Below are 18,873 nucleotides of genomic sequence, written 5' to 3' on the forward strand. Positions count from 1 at the left end.
AAGCGTTGTGAGGCGTTGAGCTAACTTGTACTAATGACCCGTGAGGCTTAACCATACAACCCAGATGGGTTTTACTGACCTTAGTGGTTAGAATAGAGCGCTTAAATAGTGTGATAACTCAAGTAAGTTTTAATAAAGCATAATCAGCTTTTCGAATTATTATCTAATGCTTAAATAAGCATTAGATAGAAAAATTTGTCTGGAAACCATAGAGCTTCATTTCCAGACGCCTAATTTCTCTGAAAAGAGAGTGATAAGCCNATCTGAATTTTACGACTAAACAAGGTTATGAGTGTGGTCGATATGCCCATACGAGAGTCGGTCACTTCCAGACGCCTAATTTTTCTGAAAAGAGAGTGAAAAGTCCGTTGCTAACGCAACGGGCTTTTATATATCTGAAATTTACTACTAAACAACACGGATGTTAGTGTGGTTGACATGCCCATACGAGAGTCGGTCATTTCCAGACGCCTAATTTCTCTGAAAAGAGAGTGATAAGTCCGTTGCAAAAGCAATGTGTTTTTAAGGTACTTATTTATTGTAGTTAACGCCAATGCTCGTATTAATAATTTACTCAGTTTTTGACTCGATCATTATGTTAATATTGAGCATTGTAATCACGATAACGCAATCAGATAAATTATGTAAATATCAATTATTTTCTTAAAAGCTATTAATTCATATACAGTTTTTAATCGTTTATGTGGTTACATCTATAACTATTTCTTTACTTAATGCTAAGATTACCGCTAGCATATATTTATCTATTTAATTGGGTGGGTTTATTTTGCTTCGGCTGCCAACACTTTCTCTATCTGTGCTTGTTCCTTTATGTTTTTTTATCCTTTACCTCTCTTTGGTATGTGGGGAGTATTTTTATGAGCACGCAGAATTAAATGATCAGTTGGCATTGAGACAGACAGAGCAGATCCAAAAGGATCTATTTCGAATGCGCCATGTTATTGAGTCAGCAGTTATGACTCAAGATTTTGAGCGGATCGAACAAGAAGTCGCACTTGTTTCAACTGAGCAGAATATGATGGTATATGTGATTTTGGATTCATCTAGTGAAATTCAATACGCAAACCATATTATTTGGCGTGATAGCAATGCGAGCAATGTACTTGAAGGGTACTCTGCTGAACAACATCGCTCATCAATAACAAACAATAAACCTTATATTAATGTTAGTTTTGATCGCCTCTCAATCCAAGCGTATTACCCGCTTAATTCTAATTCTCGTTTTAGTTATTCAAATGCCGCTGAGCTTGTATATCTTGAATATGATATCGCTAATCTATTGTCTGAAGCGTCTGAAAGTTTATTAAAAAGGTTTATTGAAATATGGGGTTTTGGGGCGTTAGTGCTCACCCTATTCTGTTTGTTATTGCATTACGTTTTAATTAGGCCTTTAACCCAACTCAGTCAGGCCGCAAAAAATTTAGATAATCCGGACTTTAGTAACAATATTATTTGCATAACAACTGAAATAAATAATCTCCGTGATTATCTAAATTTAGTTAAAGGTCGTTTGTCTCGAAGTAGAAAGCGTCTTAATGATGCTGAGCAACGATGGTTATTTGCTGTCGAAGGAGCTCGTAATGGTATTTGGGATTGGGGCATTGCGACTGGTGAGGTGTTTGTTTCTGATCGTTGGAAAGAGATGCTTGGCTATCAACATTATGAATTAGATAATGATTACTCAGTATGGGAATCTCGTTTACATAGAGATGACAAAGAACAAGTCTTAAATACGTTACAGAATTATATTAATAATCAGCATGATGAATATGAAAGTGTTCATCGTTTACGCCACAAAGATGGTCGCTATATTTGGGTTCTTGATCGAGGCAAGATAGTTGAGTGGGACGAGTCTGGTAGACCATTAAGAATTATTGGTACCATTACTGATGTGTCCGGCGATGTAAAAAATCAGCGTATTTCTGTAGATAAAATTAATCATAATGGTTTAATTGATTTGATTAATAGAGAAGTCTTGGCTGACGAACTATATGATTTACAGGTTTTTAGTCGAAAAACAGGCCAATTCTCGTCACTACTAATGATTAATTTAGATAATTTTAAGTTAATTAATGATGCCCTTGGCAGGCAGCTCGGTGATAGGTTATTAATGCAGATTGCTGCAAGGTTGTCTGGTAATTTTTCGAATGCGGGGTTAGTGGCTCGACTTGGTGCAGATGAATTTGTGATTTTAGCCAAAAATTTGGGTAGCGAAATAGATCAAGCAAATAAGCGAGCCTTAGCATTAGCAAGTGAGGTAAGGCAGCTTATTGGTCGTGGGTTTACAATTTCAGAACAAAACTTATCTATTTCAGCAAGAATAGGCCTAGTCGTGTTTGATGGTATTGAGTCTTTAGAGCCTCAAGTATTATTAGCTCGTGCAGATAGCGCCCTAGAGCAAGCAAAAGATAGCCGGTCGAATGGTTGTGCTATTTATGAACCGCAGCTAGACAAAAATCAAATTCAACCTTTTAAACTACAAAACGAGTTAAAGGACGCCATAAGTAACCATCAAATGTCGTTAGTATATCAACCCGTTGTAGATCAAGCTGGACGACTGCATAGCGTAGAGGTATTGATGCGCTGGTATCACCCTCAGTTTGGTTTTATTAGTCCGGCTAAATTCATTGTTGCTGCAGAATTAACAGACTGCATTTTTGAACTCGAGCTTTGGGCTTTAGATCAGGTATTAGACATGATTAATACACTGCAGCAAGCGCAATCCACCGTACCCATTATGTCGTTAAATGTTTCTTCAAGACATTTTCATCAGGACCATTTCGTCAATGTTTTAATGAATAGGATTAATGCGGCGCAAATTTCACCATCTTTATTACAGCTTGAGTTAGCGGAAGATATATTTACGGTCAATGCTAATATAGCCAGAGGTAAAATTTCAGAATTACAAGGTTTTGGCATTAATATCGCAATGGATGATTTTGGTGGCGGATCGTGTGGTGTACATCAATTACAAGGAATTAATTTTTCTCAGGTTAAATTAGCCGCGGTATATTTAGATGAAATAGAATATAACCCGGAGACATTCAATATTGTAAATGCAGTAGTTGAATTTGCGACTAAATTAAAGTTACCGGTAGTTGCTAAGCAAGTAGAAAATAAACAACAACTTAATTTGTTGACACATGCAAAGTGTACTTGGTTTCAAGGGTATATTATTAGTCGGCCTCTAGATAAAGAAGATATGATCCAGTTAATTAAGACCCAGTTATCTTTGAGTGTTGTGCCATAAAATCCATAGTATAAGACAGCGCAATATTGCGCATGTTATCAGTTTCGATAAACACTTCGTGAAAAGCACCCTCAATAACAACCTTGTGACAACGACTACTAAGGGCAAGGTTTTGTGCTTCGTTACAGACAATACTGTCTTTTTCTGCCTGTAAAATTAAAATGGGTGTTTGGCTGTGTTTGGCATAATCAATACATCTCTGCGCAGCTGACATAGCTTCAAGTAACCAGCGATTTGTTGGCGAACCCAACTGTGCTTTAGGCGTAGCATCAAATTGGTTACGATATTGTTGATAGCGCGCCTTACTGTGCGTTAATTGATTTCGCTTGAATGTCACCGCTTGGTAAGCACCGCCACCTAGTACATAACGACTATGTATTTTTCCGTCGACCACGTGACTATTATCAAATTTACTTGCTAACCAACGGACTGTTTTTGCTGCAAAAGGCAGTTTTATTCCGAGCATAGGGGCCGAAAAAATGGCTGCGGTAAATGTTGTCGGGTGTTGCTGGATATAGTCTGTTGCGATAGTACATCCCATTGAGTGGGCTAGTATAAATAACTCAGTATGCTTATTTGGAGTAACTACGTCATTAATAAACTGACTGAGATCGTCTGTATAATCGCTAAATTTATTAACATAGCCTTGATGAGGATTATGAGTCATCCTATCTGATAAGCCCTGTCCTCGATGATCTAAGGCATATACGCTAAAACCTTGTTGATATAAATCAAACATCAATTCTTTGTATTTTATATATGATTCAACGCGACCATTACTAATCACTATCGCTTTGTTATTATCTGGATGTTGAACGTAGGCATAGGCAATTTTTATTCCGTCTGGGGTACTAAAATGGCTCTTAATTACGCCTAGCCAAAAATTGCGCTGAGCGCTGGTGTTTAATTTGAGTTCCGACGAAAATTTCATGTAATGCATTATTTATAAGCCAGCTTGTTAATATGTTTTAGTGTTGTTTGTTGTGCTAAATCTGGTGGTTAAATTTGGTTATTAACTTTTATTAAAGCCTGTTGTTGCACAATAAACTGATCGATCATTTGCTCTAATACTGACATTGGGATTGATCCATTTTCAAGTACAGCATCGTGAAAAGCTCTAATATCAAAATCAGCCCCTAATGCCGACTCTGCTTTAGCGCGTAAACGTTTAATGGTTAATTCACCGATTTTGTATGATAAAGCTTGTCCAGGCCATGAAATATAACGGTCAATCTCGGTGGTAACATTATGCATTGATAACGCGGTATTACTGGCCATAAAATCAATTGCTTGTTTGCGAGTCCAGCCTTTTGCATGCATGCCCGTGTCAACAACTAACCTTGCAGCCCTCCACATCTCGTATGTTAAACGACCAAAATTACTGTATGGGTCTTGGTAAAAACCTGCTTCCAGTCCGAGGTATTCAGAATATAAACCCCAGCCTTCGCCAAATGCTGAAATATAGCTATAACGTCTAAAATTGGGTAAATCTGCGAGCTCTTTGTTCAGTGATATTTGTAAGTGATGGCCTGGTACTGCTTCGTGTAGCGTCAGTGCTTCTAGCTCATATAAAGGGCGTTTATCTAATGCGTAAGTATTGACCCAATAATATCCAGGTTCGTCATCACGGTTTGATCCTGAATAACGACCTGTTGTGTACTTAGGCGCTATTTCTGCGGGAACCGGTTCAATACCATAGGGTGTACGTGGCAGTTTACCGAAGTATTTCGGTAGCATAGCATCAGCTTTCTTTGCTATAAAAGCGGCTTCTTTGAGTAATTCTTTTGCGGTTTTAGGATAAAACTGTGGGTCATTACGTAAGAAATGTAAAAAATCTGCAAAACTACCGTTAAAGTTAACTTGTTTAATAATCGCATCCATTTCGGTGCGTATTCTAGCAACTTCTTGAAGTCCTAATTGGTGTACTTGTTCGGCACTTAAGTTGACAGTAGTATAGTAATTGACTCTATTTTGATAAAACTCGACACCGTCCGGCAATGTTGATGCGGCAATGTCGATGCGGGCATTAGGGATATATTGCTGGGTCATGAAGTCATAAAACTGCTGATACAGAGGCAATACAGTGTGTGACACTAGTGCTAGCCCTTGCCGGGTTAAAGCCGCTTTTTCTGTAGCACTAAAGTGATCTGGATATTGAGTAAATGGTGCAAAGTAGCCACTTTGTTCTGGTTCGACAATAAAGGCACTTATACTGTCTTCAAAACCATTTAACGTCACCCTCGCAGGTGTAATACCTTTGGCCATACCTTGTTTGAGCCAATAAGTCTGTTGTGCAAAATAGCGTGGCATCAATGTTAATTTAGCCATATATTGCTGGTAGTCTTCCATACGACTAAACCGAGATTTTGCTATAGAAGCTATGTAGGCATGAAAGCCGCTTTCGGCGGTAATGGGTAAGTAATGGTCATTAAAATGATACAGATCGACGTCGTTTTGTAATTGCGCTTGCAGCATATTAACGTTAATGATGCTTTCTTTTGATAAATCTTTACGATTTAGCTTGCTAAGCGTATCGAGTATCTCGAGTGTTTGCTGATTCTTTTGCGCTAAAGCGTGTGGTGAAAGGTCTGTGAGTTTACTGGCCGCTTCAACATCGCCTAAGCTCGCTGCAAGTTCTGGCGAATGCGCTAAAGTGAGTGTCCAACTTTTGTCGATTAGTGTTTGCAAGTCTTGTTCAGCAATCGTTTTAGACGTGGCGGTACGATCAATAGTATCGGCGTTAGATTGTGGTGTCGTATTAACTTGGCATCCCAATAAACTGAATACAATGAGTGCCGGTAAGATAAGCAAGCGCATCAAAAGTCCTTTAGTGTGGCTGTGTGTATGCTTTAGTTCATTGAGAGTATGCCCGATTTCAACATAAAAAACACATCGCAAACACAGTTGTGAATATGTTGTGACTGAATTCAGAAAAAAACAATCGTCATCAGAAATAATGTAAATACATGTTAAACTGAATACTATTCTCTGACCGACAAAATCAAACCAATGGCAGGGTAAGTTTATAGGGGTTAATTATGATAGATACAACCATTCCGCTGGTTGATTTGCATCGTCACTTAGACGGTAATGTTAACGTAAAAACCATTTGGGAATTAGGCCATCAACATGGCATTAAGTTACCCGCTAATTCGTTAGAAGAACTTGCACCTTTTGTGCAGATTCAAGGTAAAGAAAACAATTTAGTCGACTTCTTAAAGAAACTAGATTGGATGGTTGCTGTTTTGGCGGATTTAGATGCTGTTAAACGTGTTGCCTACGAAAACGTTGTCGATGCCGCAGCCCAAGGATTAGATTACGCAGAGTTGCGCTTTAGCCCTTATTATATGGCGATGAATCATAATTTACCGATTGAAGGCGTAGTTGAAGCTGTTATTGATGGCATGCGTGCTGGTATTAAAGAGCATAACATCCAAATTAAACTAATTGGTATTATGTCGCGTTCTTTTGGTCAAGAAAAATGCCGTTTAGAACTTGAAGGTATTTTAGCTCACCGTGACAACATTGTTGCAATGGACTTGGCTGGTGATGAGCTTGGTTTCCCTGGAGACTTATTTACCGAACACTTTAAACGTGTGCGTGATGCAGGATTACAAATTACTGCACATGCGGGTGAAGCTGCAGGCGCTGAAAGTATGTGGCAAGCCATTAATGTATTAGGTGCTACACGAATTGGTCATGGCGTAAATGCCATTCATGACCCTAAGCTAATGGAATATCTTGCCAAGCACCGTATTGGTATTGAGTCTTGCCCAACCAGTAATTTACATACTTCAACCGTCGCAAATTATGATGTACATCCGCTGCGTAAGTTTTTAGACGCTGGTGTGTTAATTGGTTTAAATACCGATGACCCAGGAGTGAGTGCGATTGATATCGCGCACGAGTATCGTGTAGTTAAATCTGAAATGGGTTTGAGTAATAGTCAATTGGCAACCTTGCAACGTAATGGTGTTGAAATGGCCTTTTTGTCTGATAGTGAACGCAAAGCGCTGTACGCAAAAAAAGCAAAATAGTCTTTAGTAAATGCTGTAAGATTTTGAGCTAAACCTTATAAAGTAATAACAAAATAGCCAGCAAATGCTGGCTATTTTTATGTTCAGAGATAAGTAAAATCTAAATTAAATTACTCTTGAAAACTGCTGTTGACGGGCTTTTTGACGATAATATACATCAAAACACATACAGATATTACGAATCAATAGACGACCGGTCGTGCTAACTGTAAGTTTACGGTCGGTAATGTCGACTAGCTTATCGTTAATAAAGGTCTGTAATAACTTTAAGTCTTCTGCAAAATAGCTTTCAAATTGAATATCGAATGTGTTTTCAATTTTGGCCATGTCTAAATCAAAATGACAAATAATTTGCTTAATGACTGCTCTGCGGATTTCATCGTCGCGATTTAAGCTACAGCCTTTCCATAATGCATGACCATTTGCGTCAATTGACTCATAGTATGGACGAATATCCTTTTGGTTTTGCGCATAACAATCACCAATTTGGCTGATGGAAGAAACGCCTAACCCTAATAAGTCACATTCTTCTTGTGTGGTATATCCTTGGAAATTACGGTGCAGTTTGCCGGCATTTTGTAATTTAGCTAATTCATCTGTTGGCTTAGCAAAGTGGTCCATACCAATAAATTGATAACCAGCACCCGTTAACGACTCAATTGTTTGATGCAACATATCGAGTTTTTGTTGTGGAGATGGCATATCGATATCTTTAATTTTACGTTGCGCGGCAAAACGAGACGGTAAATGCGCATAGTTGAATACAGATAAACGATCTGGCGATAGCTCAATAATACGCGCGATAGTTTTAGCAAAGCTTTCAGGTGTTTGTAGCGGTAGACCATAAATAAGGTCAACGTTAGTGGATACAAATCCGAGTGCTTTTGCCCTGGCTATTAAATCGAAAATAAATTGCTCATCTTGTTCGCGATTTACCGCCACTTGAACATCTTTATTAAAATCTTGTACACCAATTGAAACACGGTTGAATCCGGCTTCTTTTAGCGTGTCTAACATCGTTAGCTCTATTTCGCGTGGATCGACTTCAATTGAGTATTCACCCACTTCAGCAAAGTTAAAGTGTTCTTTAATCAACGCTGTTAATTTAAGGATTTGCTCAGGACTCAAGAAGGTAGGAGTACCGCCGCCCCAATGCATTTGAGTTACTGTGTAGTTTTTGAATAGCGGTGCGCGTTTAACAATCTCAGCGGCTAAATATTCAATGTATTGGTCTGCTTTGTGGGCGTGACGAGTAATAATTTTATTACAACCACAGTAATAACAAAGCTTGGCGCAAAAAGGAATATGCACATACAACGACAGTTTGTCGGTTTTACTGTTTTTAATCGATGTCAGTAAATCTTGCTCAGTAAAGGCGTCATCGAATTCTAATGCAGTCGGATAAGAAGTATAACGGGGACCGCTGTAATTGTATTTTTCGATCATCGACTGATCCCAACTAATCTGAGTGGGCTGCTTCAAGGCGTGTCCTCCGGGGGTAAATTAGCAACAGGCGAAGTATGCAATGTTCACAAACAAATTAACTTGATCTAGGTTGTAAAAATGAATGTTGCCTGCGTAAACTCAGGCACATTAGTCGTTACTGATATGGTATTTTGTGAATAATGAGGTGTTCGTCACAGTCTGCCTCACTGAAATATTGAAGTTAACCGATGATAAACTGTTGCGATCCTAAATTACGCGCCTTACCGTCATAGCGAGTCTCTGAAAATGTTATTTGGCCATTACGGTGTTTCAACATAATGCTAGTTGAGCGGGTGCCATATTCGTCATGCTTAATAAAAATTGATGAGAGTCTTCTTTCCCATTCAAGGCTAACACCTGTTTTAGGAAGTGCGTGATCTTCAGGTTGTGAGGTATCGAGCATTAATGCGCGCAACGCTTCAATATCTGGTTCAGCAGTTTGATTAATATAACGCTGTAGCGCTTGTTGTCCTTTGGCCATTTTGGGCCACACATCATCTAGGGCACCATTACTCACTGCATGAAATCCAGATGATAGCTTGCTGGTTTGTAAGGTTTTACTATTGAAGCAATAAAGCTCATCGTGTTGTTGGAAAACAAGATTGAAAGGATTGTAGTTCATGGCGTGTTCGCTAAGCCATTGATGAGTTATATCGTTGGTGCATAAGGCGTTAACCACTAGCTCCCCACGGCTACGAACACCATCTTGTTGGTCAAGCACTCTTATATTGGTTAAACCTGCAAATTGTCCTTGCTCATTTACCCCAAGCCATGTGCCCCCAGCTTGTTTATCTTGGCCTGCATAAATAGTCGGTGTCGTTGCCCAGCGATAGGCGGGCTCTGTTGCTCTATGATGAAATTCATCACGGTTGGCGCAAACTATCAGTGGGTAATCTGGGTGAGTATTAATGGCAACAAACAAAATGCACATGGGGTTTCTCGTTTAAGGACGATAACCCCATCATAACCATAAATTAATCGATTTACTGGTTATTTATGTTGAGTATCATTGTCCGCGGTATGAGTGTGGCTATGCGAATGTTCGTGGCTGTGACTATGGCTGCTACCTTGGCTGCTACCTTGGCTATGACCAGTATCATGTTCATGGCCTTTAGCGTGGTTATGGACATGAGGCGCCGTTTTTATATTGATCATAAGGCGACTTAAAAACTGTCTCGGCCCCAATCTAAGTAAACTGGCTCCAAACAGTAAGATGATAGCGATTAAGCCAATAATATTCATTGTGTCAGGTAAATGTAGAGTGTTTGTTGAACCCAATGTCACTTGATCTGCCACCATTAAGCCCGCTAACAAAATACCGCCTAACATCAAACCTTGTTTCCAATTCATCAGTTTTAACTGACCAATACTGACTACTGGCGCTGCGAGTAGGGTAAATGCGACAGCTATTTCGCTCCAACCGCTGTAAGCAAGCGCCAAGGCTAATATAACTGTGCCTAGGTTACAAAAACGCATTGGTAAAAAGACTAAAAGTAAAATAAACACCTGCAACGCAGGGTTTTCTAATGGAACCGAAGGGTGGCCGATTAAATTGGCTAACACTAAACTCAGTATAATCCACGGCGCGCTTCTATCGACTAAATGACCAAAACCAAAACGCCAAGCCGAATCAGGTAAAGCAGGATGTGGATCGGTAATCTTAACTTGAGTTATTGTCATCAATATACCAATCGCGAGTAATCCCAGTGTTTGGTATAAAGCAAACCACGGCCCCAGCAATAACAGGGTAACCAATAAGGCTTCTGGCCCCGCAAGGCGTTGTAGCCAACGTAATCCCAATGAAGCGTGTGACGGACGTAAACCCAGTGCGAAACGTGATGTCGCGATAACGTAACTTACTAATAAAATAGGTGAAATGGTTAATAACCAACTCACAAATTGTTCAGAACCATGGTCTTGATGTGCATGCTCGTGACCACCGGTGTCCATCAACAATAATAACGCCAACAAACCTAAGCCCAATAAACTGCCAATACCCGCTTGATACTGATATTTCCCTTGCTTGTCTTCGTGCTGGTGGCCATGAGGTTGATGTAGCACCACATGCAAGATAGAGCCTGTGACAAAAGCTTGCAGATAAACGGTATTTTCTAAACTCAATTGAGTTAGTAAATGCTCACCAGCAAAGTAGCCTACCGCGGTTAATACCATCATTGCAGCTAATACAACACTCGCCCAGCGCGTCCCAACCTGAGGCTTTAATAACCACCAAATCGCAACACCAACGGGTAAGCGGTGCATAATCACACCTAGCGCAAGTAGGGTTGAGTTGCCTTCTTGCTGTGCAAGTACCATTGCGCCGCCATCGGTTATAGTGTGCAGCAATAGGCCGCCAATACCGAGTATGAGGGTAATGTTGTGGGTAATATTTGAATAACGATGGAAGAGTTTTTCGCTTGCCGTAGGGCCCCAAACACCTAGCAGCACAAAAAATAAGGTGATAAACCCACCGTGCTCGAGTAGTTCAGGCAAAATATGGATGAGCACTAGCCCGCCTAGCGAGACGAAGATAAAACCGTCTAGGCCTTTTTGTAGCCCACTTCCCGATGAAAAGTAGCGATAAAAAAGCGGCCCAAATAATAATGCGATACAGCTAGCGATGAGATAGAGCATGTTATCCAAGGATTCAATCGAAAAAAAACACCGCAGTATAACATTTTTCAATTCTGTTGTAGCGTGCGAATCATCTCAAGCTGAAAAATTTACCTAAAATAGGCAATGTGAGTAATATCCTATCTTTTGCAATAAGCTTTAGTCCGAGGTGTTTGCAGTGTAATTGACCACAGAATACATGAATAACTGAGCCATTTCATCGATTGTTGTGGTGGTTTCGGTATACAATATAACCATTGTTTTACAAATTAAAAGATTGTTGTCTATGGATATTTTTTCTGCTGCTGTGATGTTATTTCTGATTATGGACCCGCTCGGTAATTTACCTATTTTCGCTTCCATATTGCGCCACATCGATCCCAAAAAGCGCCGCAGAGTCTTAATCCGTGAATTGTTATTTGCCTTAATTATCATGCTGTCATTTTTGTACGTTGGCGAAGCTATTTTGAATTTTCTTAATTTGCGTTCAGAATCTGTCAGTATTGCCGGTGGGATTATTCTATTTTTAATTGCGATTAAAATGATTTTTCCATCACCTGGAGGTGTTGCAGGCTTAGCAGCAGGTGAAGAGCCTTTTATTGTTCCGATGGCTATACCTTTAATGGCTGGCCCGTCTATTTTGGCGGCATTAATATTATTAGCACACACCGACAGTAGCCGCATGATTGATTGGACTATTGCACTGGTGTCAGCTTGGGCACTAAGTGCATTTATATTAATGTTTTATAAATTGTTTACTCGCATATTAGGTGAAAAAGGCCTCACCGCCGTTGAACGTCTAATGGGTATGGTTTTGGTGATGATTTCAGTGCAAATGCTCCTAGATGGTATTTCAAATTATATAAGCCACACCGCAAGTTAATCCCAATTGAGAGCATTTACTTTTAAAGCCGACTTAAATGAGTCGGTTTTTTTACTTTGTTAAGCCCTCGCAATGATTTATTTACTACTTTTTAATCGAACGGTCACATTTACATTAAAGAATGTCTAACTTTAATTGTAACCCTATAGTTGCAGCTGTTAATGTCATGTAATTATTGTTTGGGGTGATTTATGAAGTCTATTTTCTTCTTGTTGGGACTTGCCATGCTGAGTGTGCAAGGGTGCCAACATCAATCAACAGCAGAACCTGTACCCGTTGTGGCTGCCACCAAGCCATTGATTAAAGACTGTGGTCCCAGTGGGATGCCACCAATACGTGATCGCAGTAAATTAATTGAGAACCTGCGTGAGAAAGGCTTAATAACTGATGATATGGATCAAGCACAAATAGATAAAACAGTTGCCGCTTATATTACCAAGCGTCAAAAAGCATTTGAAAAATGCCACAAACCTACACCCAATACAGGTAAGTCGTAATGAGTAAGTTAACTAAATATCAAAGTTTTGCTATTTCCACTTTATTGTTGGCATGTTGCAGTGCATCAGCACTAGCGGCCCCACAAACAGGCACGCCAGCAGATGGCGCACTCATTAACGAACAGCAAGTGCTGTATTGGTTAATCAAGCGTGGTGAGCTGGCTGCTGATGCGACTGAGCAAGAAAAACAAGCCGCCATTGATGCTTTTGTTAGCCGTGGTCGTGACGCTAAATTTAAACCCGCGGCGATTGAAGTCAAAGCGGAACAAATGCGTCTTCAACAAGCCGCGCAAAAAAGCACAAAAAGTGCCCAGTATGTAGCCGTTAATAATAAAGTGTTGGCTGACCAAGACATTACTAAAACAGTAAAAGTGCTAGCTGTGCTGGTGGACTTTCCTGATTTACCACACGATGCGAATCAACTTGCTGTTGGCGATACCGATATGTATTACAGCAGCTATCCGGCATCGCATTATCAACAATTATTGTTTTCAGAAACCGGTTTTGCAGGCCCCAATAGTCAAACGCTGCAATCGGCGTATCAATACTTTCAGGCCGCATCAGGTAATAGTTTCTTTTTTACTGGCCAGGTTCAAGACTGGGTTACCGCAAATAACAATGCCGCATACTACGGCGGTAATAATGAGGATGAAGACGACAAAGCGGTACCTGAGTTAGTGAAAGAATCCGTTGTGAAAGCGATTGAGGGGATGAGCGATACTGAACTCAATAGTTATGATATTGAAGACCCATATGATTTAGATGGTGACGGTAACTACGATGAAGCCGATGGTATTATCGATCACGTAATGCTATTTCACTCAAGTATAGGTGAAGAAGCCGGTGGTGGTATTTTAGGTGACGATGCGATTTGGTCGCACAGGTATTATGTCGATTCGGCTACAAATGGTTACAGCATTCCAGGGCGAGGCTTAAAAGTGTTTGGTTATACCGTGCAGCCAATCGACTCAGCTGCTGGGGTGTGTACTCATGAGTTCGGTCATGATTTAGGTCTACCCGACGAATATGACACAACAAACAGTGGTGATGGTTCACCTGTTGGCGAATGGTCGTTGATGTCTGGTGGCAGTTGGACTGGCAGTATTGCAGGTTCACAACCTAGTGGCTTTAGCCCATATGCGAAGTCTTATTTACAGCAAAAATATAAAGGTAAATGGGTTAACGAGCAAAATGTTTCGCTAGCAAATTTAACTAGCAGCGGTACATCTGTACAGCTTAATCATGCAACTAATACCGATGCGGTAAACCAATTATCGATAGCGCTTCCAGCACAAGGTGTACCGTTTAAAGCCCCTTTTACAGGGGAGTATCAGTATTATTCAGGTCAAGGAAATATGCTCAATAATGCCATGTCTTTTGATGTGACATTACCGTTAGAGACACCGCTTGCATTAACCTTTAAGGCACATTGGGACATTGAAGAAGACTATGACTATGTACAGGTGCTAGTCGACAGTGTCGCAATTGAAGGTAACTATACCAGCAACAATAATACGGTTTATCCCACAGTAAAGAACTTCATTAGTGGCCAGTCTAGCGACATTGCGACGTCATCAGGGGCTGATAATTGGGTTGATTTAAGTTTTGACCTCAGTGTTTATGCAGGGCGTAATGTACAAATCAGTGTTGTGTACAAAACGGATGAAGCCGTAGGTGAGTACGGTATGGCAATTGATGATATTCAGCTTACTAATCAAGGTAATGCTTTTTATGTTGATGGCGCTGAAGCCAGCGATGTCGCTATTTTAGCAGGGTTTAGTCGAATAGATGATAGCCTGCCGGGTCAAGCTAGGCGCTACATTGTACAATTACGAAGCCACCAAGGTATTGATGCGGGGTTAGCTTACAGTAAATATGTACCAGGCGTATTGTTATGGTTAGAAAACTTTAACCAGTACGATAACAATGTATCAGAACATCCTGGAGAAGGATTGATTGGTGTAATTGATGCCGACCAAAACCTTATTGGCACCAGAGGTACTGAGGTTCAGGTTCGTGATGCAGCTTTTAGTTTATATGCTCAAAGTGCTTATTCTGGCGACACCCATTTAGATGCCGAATCATTATTTGATGATAGCCGTGATTACAGCGCTCCGCTTAAACCACAGGCAGGGATGATAATTCCAGAGTTAGGGTTAACCATGCTGGTTACCGAGCAAGCAAACGACAGTAGTAGTGCAACGGTTGAGTTTGCATTAGCTGATGGCAGTATTTTGCCTGAGGTAGACTTAACGGCTGATATTACGGCTGAGGTCACTGGTGCCAAAGTGAATTTTAGTGCTGCAGTGAGTGGCGGCAGTGGTTATACCTATGCATGGTCATTTGGCGTAAGTAACGCCACCAGTACCGCAAGTTCCCCAAGTTATACATATCCGGCCTCAGGTGATTACATTGTTAATGTGCTCGTTACCGACAGTGCTGGTAACACGGTTAATGCAACTAAAACGGTAAGGGTTGTTATTGCGCCAGTGGCTGCATTTACCTTAACTCAAACTGATGCAAGCGTAAGTATGACAAATAATTCAACTCAGGGGTTTGGTGGGCTCACTTACCTATGGAATTTTGGTGATGGTAGTGCCTCAAGTACAGCACAAAGCCCGAGTTACACTTATACCCAGAGCGGCACTTACGCTGTGATATTAGTGGCGACTGACTCATTAGGTAATGAATCAAGCGTGAGTCAAAATGTTACCGTGACAGTTGCAGTTACTACAACACCGACAGCCCCTACCACCACATCTACAGACAGTAGCAGTGGTGGCGGTAGTTTAGGGTGGTTAAGCATGATGTTACTCGTTTTAGTCGGGACTTTACGCAAACGAGTTAATTAAACATTCTTTGACTGTATACAAAATGCCCATCACATTGTGAGTGGGCATTTTTGTGGGTGTTATATCAGTATCAGCTAGACATTATTGATGTGCTCAACAGCGGCAGGTAAAAAAATCTCGCTAACGATTAACTGCGAGTCATGCAAGTTAAAATAACGTCTTCTTCCCCATAAACTGGCGTCAACTTGCTGATTTAAGCTGGTGGCTAATGCGGCAAGGCGGCCGCAGGTTTCAAACTGTGCAACTTCAATATTGCCCGGTGTTATATCTGGGCTAGTAAATAACAGCTCACCTAATGGTCGAGTGCCAAGGTGAGTAAATTGGTTGCGGGTCGAGTCCAAAATATTTTGCGGGATCAACGTGCGGGCAAATACCCATGGAGTGCCGTCTAGGCATAATAACACTTCACGGATCCATACTGGCTCGCGATGACTTGGAAACTCATCTTGTAGAGGGGTGAGTAAGTGCTCGCCTAATATTTTGACTTCAAAATGAGTACAATGCGTTTTGAGGCGTTGAGTTAAACTGCCTGTGGCTAATAACCAGTCTTTAAGCTGGTTATCCGGTAATGATTGGATTTTTTGTGGCGAAAACCAATGAATTGATTCACCATATGGAAAGCTAACACTGGTCACGTTCATCTAAAACTCGTTACAATATACCTCAACAGCAATAGTCTATCATGTCGTGAATAACCAAACACGCCTCAAGGTGTGAGCAACATGGCCGATTTAATTAACGTTACATCTTTAGGAGTGTCTCTTATTATGAAAAAATGGCTTTCAACGTTAGTTATATTATGTTGCGCAGCATTTCATGTACACGCAGCAGATGAAGGCGTCGAGGATTATGCATATTATGGTTTTGAGCCTGATATCGTCACTAATTACATATCTAACCGTAAAAAATTAGGCTTTGTTAAAATTAGTGTAGAGCTGATGGTAAAAGATCCTAATGATTTGGTTAGTTTAGAGCATCACGATCCACTTTTACGTTCTGCTATAGTCGAAATTTTAGGAAATCAGGCCGAAGATAAAGTGAAATCATTGTCGGGCCGTGAAGAAATCCGCCGTGAGTGCTACGAGACGGTAAATCGTTTAATGGAACAAGAAGTCGGAAAAGCGATAGTGGTGAACCTGTTATTTACTAAGTATTTATACGATTAATGATGCGTTCAAATCCTGCGGGGCGAGCCGAGCTAAACGCGAAACGCTCGCCAACACTTCAAAAGAAAGTATCGAATAACGCTAGCATATCGAAAAAACTGCATCCGCGAAATGCCCATCAACATGGTTATGATTTTGCTGCGTTAGTCACGGCAATGCCATCATTAAGCGGCTTTGTACGTGCTAATCCCTATGGTAATCCGTCAATCGATTTTGCTGATCCTGACGCGGTAAAATGCTTAAATTCGGCCTTACTACTCAGTGACTACAAGATTGAAAACTGGGATATTCCTAAGGGATATTTGTGCCCGCCAGTTCCTGGTCGTGTTGATTATTTACACTACATTGCCGACTTGTTAGCGCCAAAAGGACAACTTATTCATGGGCCGAACATTCGCGCTCTAGATATTGGTACTGGTGCTAATGGTATATACCCGTTGCTAGGTATTCAGACTTACGGATGGCAGTTTGTCGCATCTGATATTGATCCTGTATCGATTGACAATGTAGCGAAAATTGCGAAACAAAACCCCAGTATTGATGCTAACTTGCAGTTAAGGCTGCAATCTACACCGCAACATATTTTCAAAGGCATTATTGCAGGTAATGAACGTTTTGATGTCACCATGTGTAATCCACCATTTCATCGTTCTTTAGCTGAAGCATCAGCAGGCTCGTTACGTAAAGTGACGAACTTGGCTAAAAGCCAACAGCAAAAACACGGTAAAAAATCACACAATTTGGCCGCAGCACAAGCAAGCCCTAAGTTGAATTTTGGCGGTCAAAAAGCGGAATTATGGTGTGATGGTGGCGAAGCGCAATTTTTGGCTGACATGATCACCCAAAGCAAAGAATACGCCAGTCAAGTACTGTGGTTTACTTCATTAGTGTCCAAATCTGATAACCTTAAGCCGTGTTACCAATTACTAAAACACTTACATGCGGCAGAGGTAACCACAATTGAAATGACTCAAGGTAACAAAATTACTCGAATTTTGGTATGGAGTTTTATCCCCGCAAAACTTCGCCAGCATTGGGCTAAGTTACGGGGCTAATTACAAGATTAATTATGGTTCGCTTCGTTTTTAAGGGCATCAAACTCTATTGTCTCACTACCGTGATACACTAAAAAATGGCGTCCTTTGGCACGTGCAATTAAGGTAATCCCCAGTTGCATAGCCAAATCTAATCCCATTTGGGTTACACCACTGCGTGACAACAAAACAGGTATACCCATTTTGGCTACTTTAATGACCATTTCGGACGTTAATCTGCCAGTAGTATAGAATATTTTGTCTCCCCCAGCTTGTTGTTCTAACCACATGTCACCTGCCAGGGTATCAACGGCATTATGGCGGCCTACATCTTCAACAAAAGCGAGTATTTTGTCGTGCTGGCAGATCCCACATCCATGCACAGCTCCTGCATTTTTGTAGGTTTCGTTATAAGCATTAATGTTATTAAGCAAAGCGTAAATAGTTGATTGTTTTAAGGCTGGCGTTGGTAACGATATCTCATCTAAACCTTGCAGAAACCCACCGTAAACAGTGCCTTGTCCACAGCCAGATGTAACGGTTTTTTCCGACAACTTTTGCTCAATATCTTCCGATATTTCTTGCGTAATCACCGCTGCAGAATTGACATCCCAATCGACAATAACAGACTCTAATAAGCTTAAGTCGCTAATAAACCCTTGGTTTTTTAGGTAGCCAATTGTCAATGACTCAGGTTTTGCACCTAATGTCATTAACGTTACTATGGGGCGCCAATTTAAATACACTGTGAGCGGTCGTTCGCAGGCGACAAACTTATCGACCACAACTCCTTGGTCATCCACCGCTTTAACCGCAATAGTTAATGGAACTTGAGTGGCTGTTTTTACAAATTTAACGGGTTTGCGTGCTGAGGACATTGCCGAAGCAGATTGGGTCATAAGTAAGCCTCTTGAAGTGTCTTTTTATGGATAGGTTCGGCACGTGTAAATGGCCTCATAGGTTTATTAGCATAGCAATTATTATTCCCTAAACTGAAAACATCTTACTTAAGCGTGATCTAGCGCAAATCTTCAA

The 18,873-nt window shown here is 40.7% G+C and carries 14 protein-coding genes; 7 read left to right on the top strand and 7 right to left on the bottom strand.

Going from position 1 to position 18,873, the window contains the following annotated elements; all coding sequences use genetic code 11:
- The first annotated feature begins 949 nt into the window (after positions 1 to 949).
- Positions 950 to 3,271, top strand: a complete 2,322-nt coding sequence (locus IEY40_RS17955) for a putative bifunctional diguanylate cyclase/phosphodiesterase (RefSeq protein WP_229777155.1) — start codon at positions 950 to 952, stop codon at positions 3,269 to 3,271.
- On the opposite strand, the gene IEY40_RS17960 is transcribed toward IEY40_RS17955, so the two are convergent.
- Both IEY40_RS17960 and IEY40_RS17965 read right to left on the bottom strand, forming a co-directional pair.
- Positions 3,237 to 4,211 (bottom strand): alpha/beta fold hydrolase, encoded by a 975-nt coding sequence (locus tag IEY40_RS17960; RefSeq protein WP_188958643.1) that lies wholly within the window; start codon positions 4,209 to 4,211, stop codon positions 3,237 to 3,239. The genes IEY40_RS17955 and IEY40_RS17960 overlap by 35 nt on opposite strands.
- A gap of 59 nt (positions 4,212 to 4,270) precedes the next feature.
- Complete coding sequence (locus IEY40_RS17965; protein ID WP_188958645.1) at positions 4,271 to 6,088, bottom strand: DUF885 domain-containing protein; 1,818 nt, start codon at positions 6,086 to 6,088, stop codon at positions 4,271 to 4,273.
- 221 nt (positions 6,089 to 6,309) lie between these two features.
- On the opposite strand from IEY40_RS17965, the gene add reads away from it, so the two are divergent.
- Positions 6,310 to 7,308: an adenosine deaminase gene (gene add / locus IEY40_RS17970; RefSeq protein ID WP_188958647.1), complete on the top strand. Its 999-nt coding sequence runs from the start codon at positions 6,310 to 6,312 to the stop codon at positions 7,306 to 7,308.
- A 105-nt stretch (positions 7,309 to 7,413) separates the two neighbouring features.
- Here the strand turns inward: add and hemN are convergent, their stop codons facing one another.
- The 3 genes from hemN to IEY40_RS17985 form a co-directional block, all read right to left on the bottom strand.
- On the bottom strand, positions 7,414 to 8,790 hold the full coding sequence (gene hemN, locus IEY40_RS17975; RefSeq protein ID WP_188958649.1) for an oxygen-independent coproporphyrinogen III oxidase: 1,377 nt from the start codon (positions 8,788 to 8,790) through the stop codon (positions 7,414 to 7,416).
- 184 nt (positions 8,791 to 8,974) lie between these two features.
- Positions 8,975 to 9,724: an NRDE family protein gene (locus IEY40_RS17980; RefSeq protein ID WP_188958651.1), complete on the bottom strand. Its 750-nt coding sequence runs from the start codon at positions 9,722 to 9,724 to the stop codon at positions 8,975 to 8,977.
- A gap of 59 nt (positions 9,725 to 9,783) precedes the next feature.
- A complete protein-coding gene (locus tag IEY40_RS17985) occupies positions 9,784 to 11,427 on the bottom strand; it encodes a metal transporter (RefSeq protein ID WP_188958652.1) in 1,644 nt (547 codons plus the stop codon).
- Positions 11,428 to 11,692: 265 nt separating this feature from the next.
- Here IEY40_RS17985 and IEY40_RS17990 point away from each other — a divergent pair, with 265 nt between their 5' ends.
- The 3 genes from IEY40_RS17990 (at position 11,693) to IEY40_RS18000 (ending at position 15,638) form a co-directional block, all read left to right on the top strand.
- Entirely contained in the window at positions 11,693 to 12,289 is a 597-nt protein-coding gene (locus tag IEY40_RS17990; RefSeq protein WP_188958653.1) for a YhgN family NAAT transporter, read from the top strand.
- A 191-nt stretch (positions 12,290 to 12,480) separates the two neighbouring features.
- Positions 12,481 to 12,786 (top strand): hypothetical protein, encoded by a 306-nt coding sequence (locus IEY40_RS17995; RefSeq protein WP_188958654.1) that lies wholly within the window; start codon positions 12,481 to 12,483, stop codon positions 12,784 to 12,786.
- A complete protein-coding gene (locus IEY40_RS18000) occupies positions 12,786 to 15,638 on the top strand; it encodes an immune inhibitor A domain-containing protein (RefSeq protein WP_188958656.1) in 2,853 nt (950 codons plus the stop codon). The genes IEY40_RS17995 and IEY40_RS18000 overlap by 1 nt, the downstream gene beginning before the upstream one ends.
- Before the next feature lie 74 nt (positions 15,639 to 15,712).
- Here the strand turns inward: IEY40_RS18000 and IEY40_RS18005 are convergent, their stop codons facing one another.
- Positions 15,713 to 16,279: a chorismate--pyruvate lyase family protein gene (locus IEY40_RS18005; protein WP_188958658.1), complete on the bottom strand. Its 567-nt coding sequence runs from the start codon at positions 16,277 to 16,279 to the stop codon at positions 15,713 to 15,715.
- 126 nt (positions 16,280 to 16,405) lie between these two features.
- Between IEY40_RS18005 and IEY40_RS18010 the strand changes: the two genes are divergently transcribed.
- Entirely contained in the window at positions 16,406 to 16,804 is a 399-nt protein-coding gene (locus IEY40_RS18010; RefSeq protein ID WP_188958660.1) for a flagellar basal body-associated protein FliL, read from the top strand.
- Complete coding sequence (gene rlmF, locus IEY40_RS18015) at positions 16,804 to 17,859, top strand: 23S rRNA (adenine(1618)-N(6))-methyltransferase RlmF (RefSeq protein ID WP_188958662.1); 1,056 nt, start codon at positions 16,804 to 16,806, stop codon at positions 17,857 to 17,859. The genes IEY40_RS18010 and rlmF overlap by 1 nt, the downstream gene beginning before the upstream one ends.
- An 8-nt stretch (positions 17,860 to 17,867) precedes the next feature.
- Here the strand turns inward: rlmF and IEY40_RS18020 are convergent, their stop codons facing one another.
- A complete protein-coding gene (locus tag IEY40_RS18020) occupies positions 17,868 to 18,737 on the bottom strand; it encodes a formate dehydrogenase accessory sulfurtransferase FdhD (protein WP_188958664.1) in 870 nt (289 codons plus the stop codon).
- Positions 18,738 to 18,873 lie beyond the last annotated feature (136 nt).

Origin of the sequence: Shewanella ulleungensis (assembly GCF_014648315.1) — a bacterium.
Taxonomy (GTDB): domain Bacteria; phylum Pseudomonadota; class Gammaproteobacteria; order Enterobacterales; family Shewanellaceae; genus Shewanella; species Shewanella ulleungensis.

Bases quoted from the DNA above. Each gene is read 5' to 3' on its own strand.
- IEY40_RS17955 (WP_229777155.1), top strand. From the start codon at position 950: ATGCGCCATGTTATTGAGTCAGCAGTTATGACTCAAGATTTTGAGCGG.
- IEY40_RS17960 (WP_188958643.1), bottom strand. From the start codon at position 4,211: ATGCATTACATGAAATTTTCGTCGGAACTCAAATTAAACACCAGCGCT.
- IEY40_RS17965 (WP_188958645.1), bottom strand. From the start codon at position 6,088: ATGCGCTTGCTTATCTTACCGGCACTCATTGTATTCAGTTTATTGGGA.
- add (WP_188958647.1), top strand. From the start codon at position 6,310: ATGATAGATACAACCATTCCGCTGGTTGATTTGCATCGTCACTTAGAC.
- IEY40_RS17980 (WP_188958651.1), bottom strand. From the start codon at position 9,724: ATGTGCATTTTGTTTGTTGCCATTAATACTCACCCAGATTACCCACTG.
- IEY40_RS17985 (WP_188958652.1), bottom strand. From the start codon at position 11,427: ATGCTCTATCTCATCGCTAGCTGTATCGCATTATTATTTGGGCCGCTT.
- IEY40_RS17990 (WP_188958653.1), top strand. From the start codon at position 11,693: ATGGATATTTTTTCTGCTGCTGTGATGTTATTTCTGATTATGGACCCG.
- IEY40_RS17995 (WP_188958654.1), top strand. From the start codon at position 12,481: ATGAAGTCTATTTTCTTCTTGTTGGGACTTGCCATGCTGAGTGTGCAA.
- IEY40_RS18000 (WP_188958656.1), top strand. From the start codon at position 12,786: ATGAGTAAGTTAACTAAATATCAAAGTTTTGCTATTTCCACTTTATTG.
- IEY40_RS18005 (WP_188958658.1), bottom strand. From the start codon at position 16,279: ATGAACGTGACCAGTGTTAGCTTTCCATATGGTGAATCAATTCATTGG.
- IEY40_RS18010 (WP_188958660.1), top strand. From the start codon at position 16,406: ATGAAAAAATGGCTTTCAACGTTAGTTATATTATGTTGCGCAGCATTT.
- rlmF (WP_188958662.1), top strand. From the start codon at position 16,804: ATGATGCGTTCAAATCCTGCGGGGCGAGCCGAGCTAAACGCGAAACGC.
- IEY40_RS18020 (WP_188958664.1), bottom strand. From the start codon at position 18,737: ATGACCCAATCTGCTTCGGCAATGTCCTCAGCACGCAAACCCGTTAAA.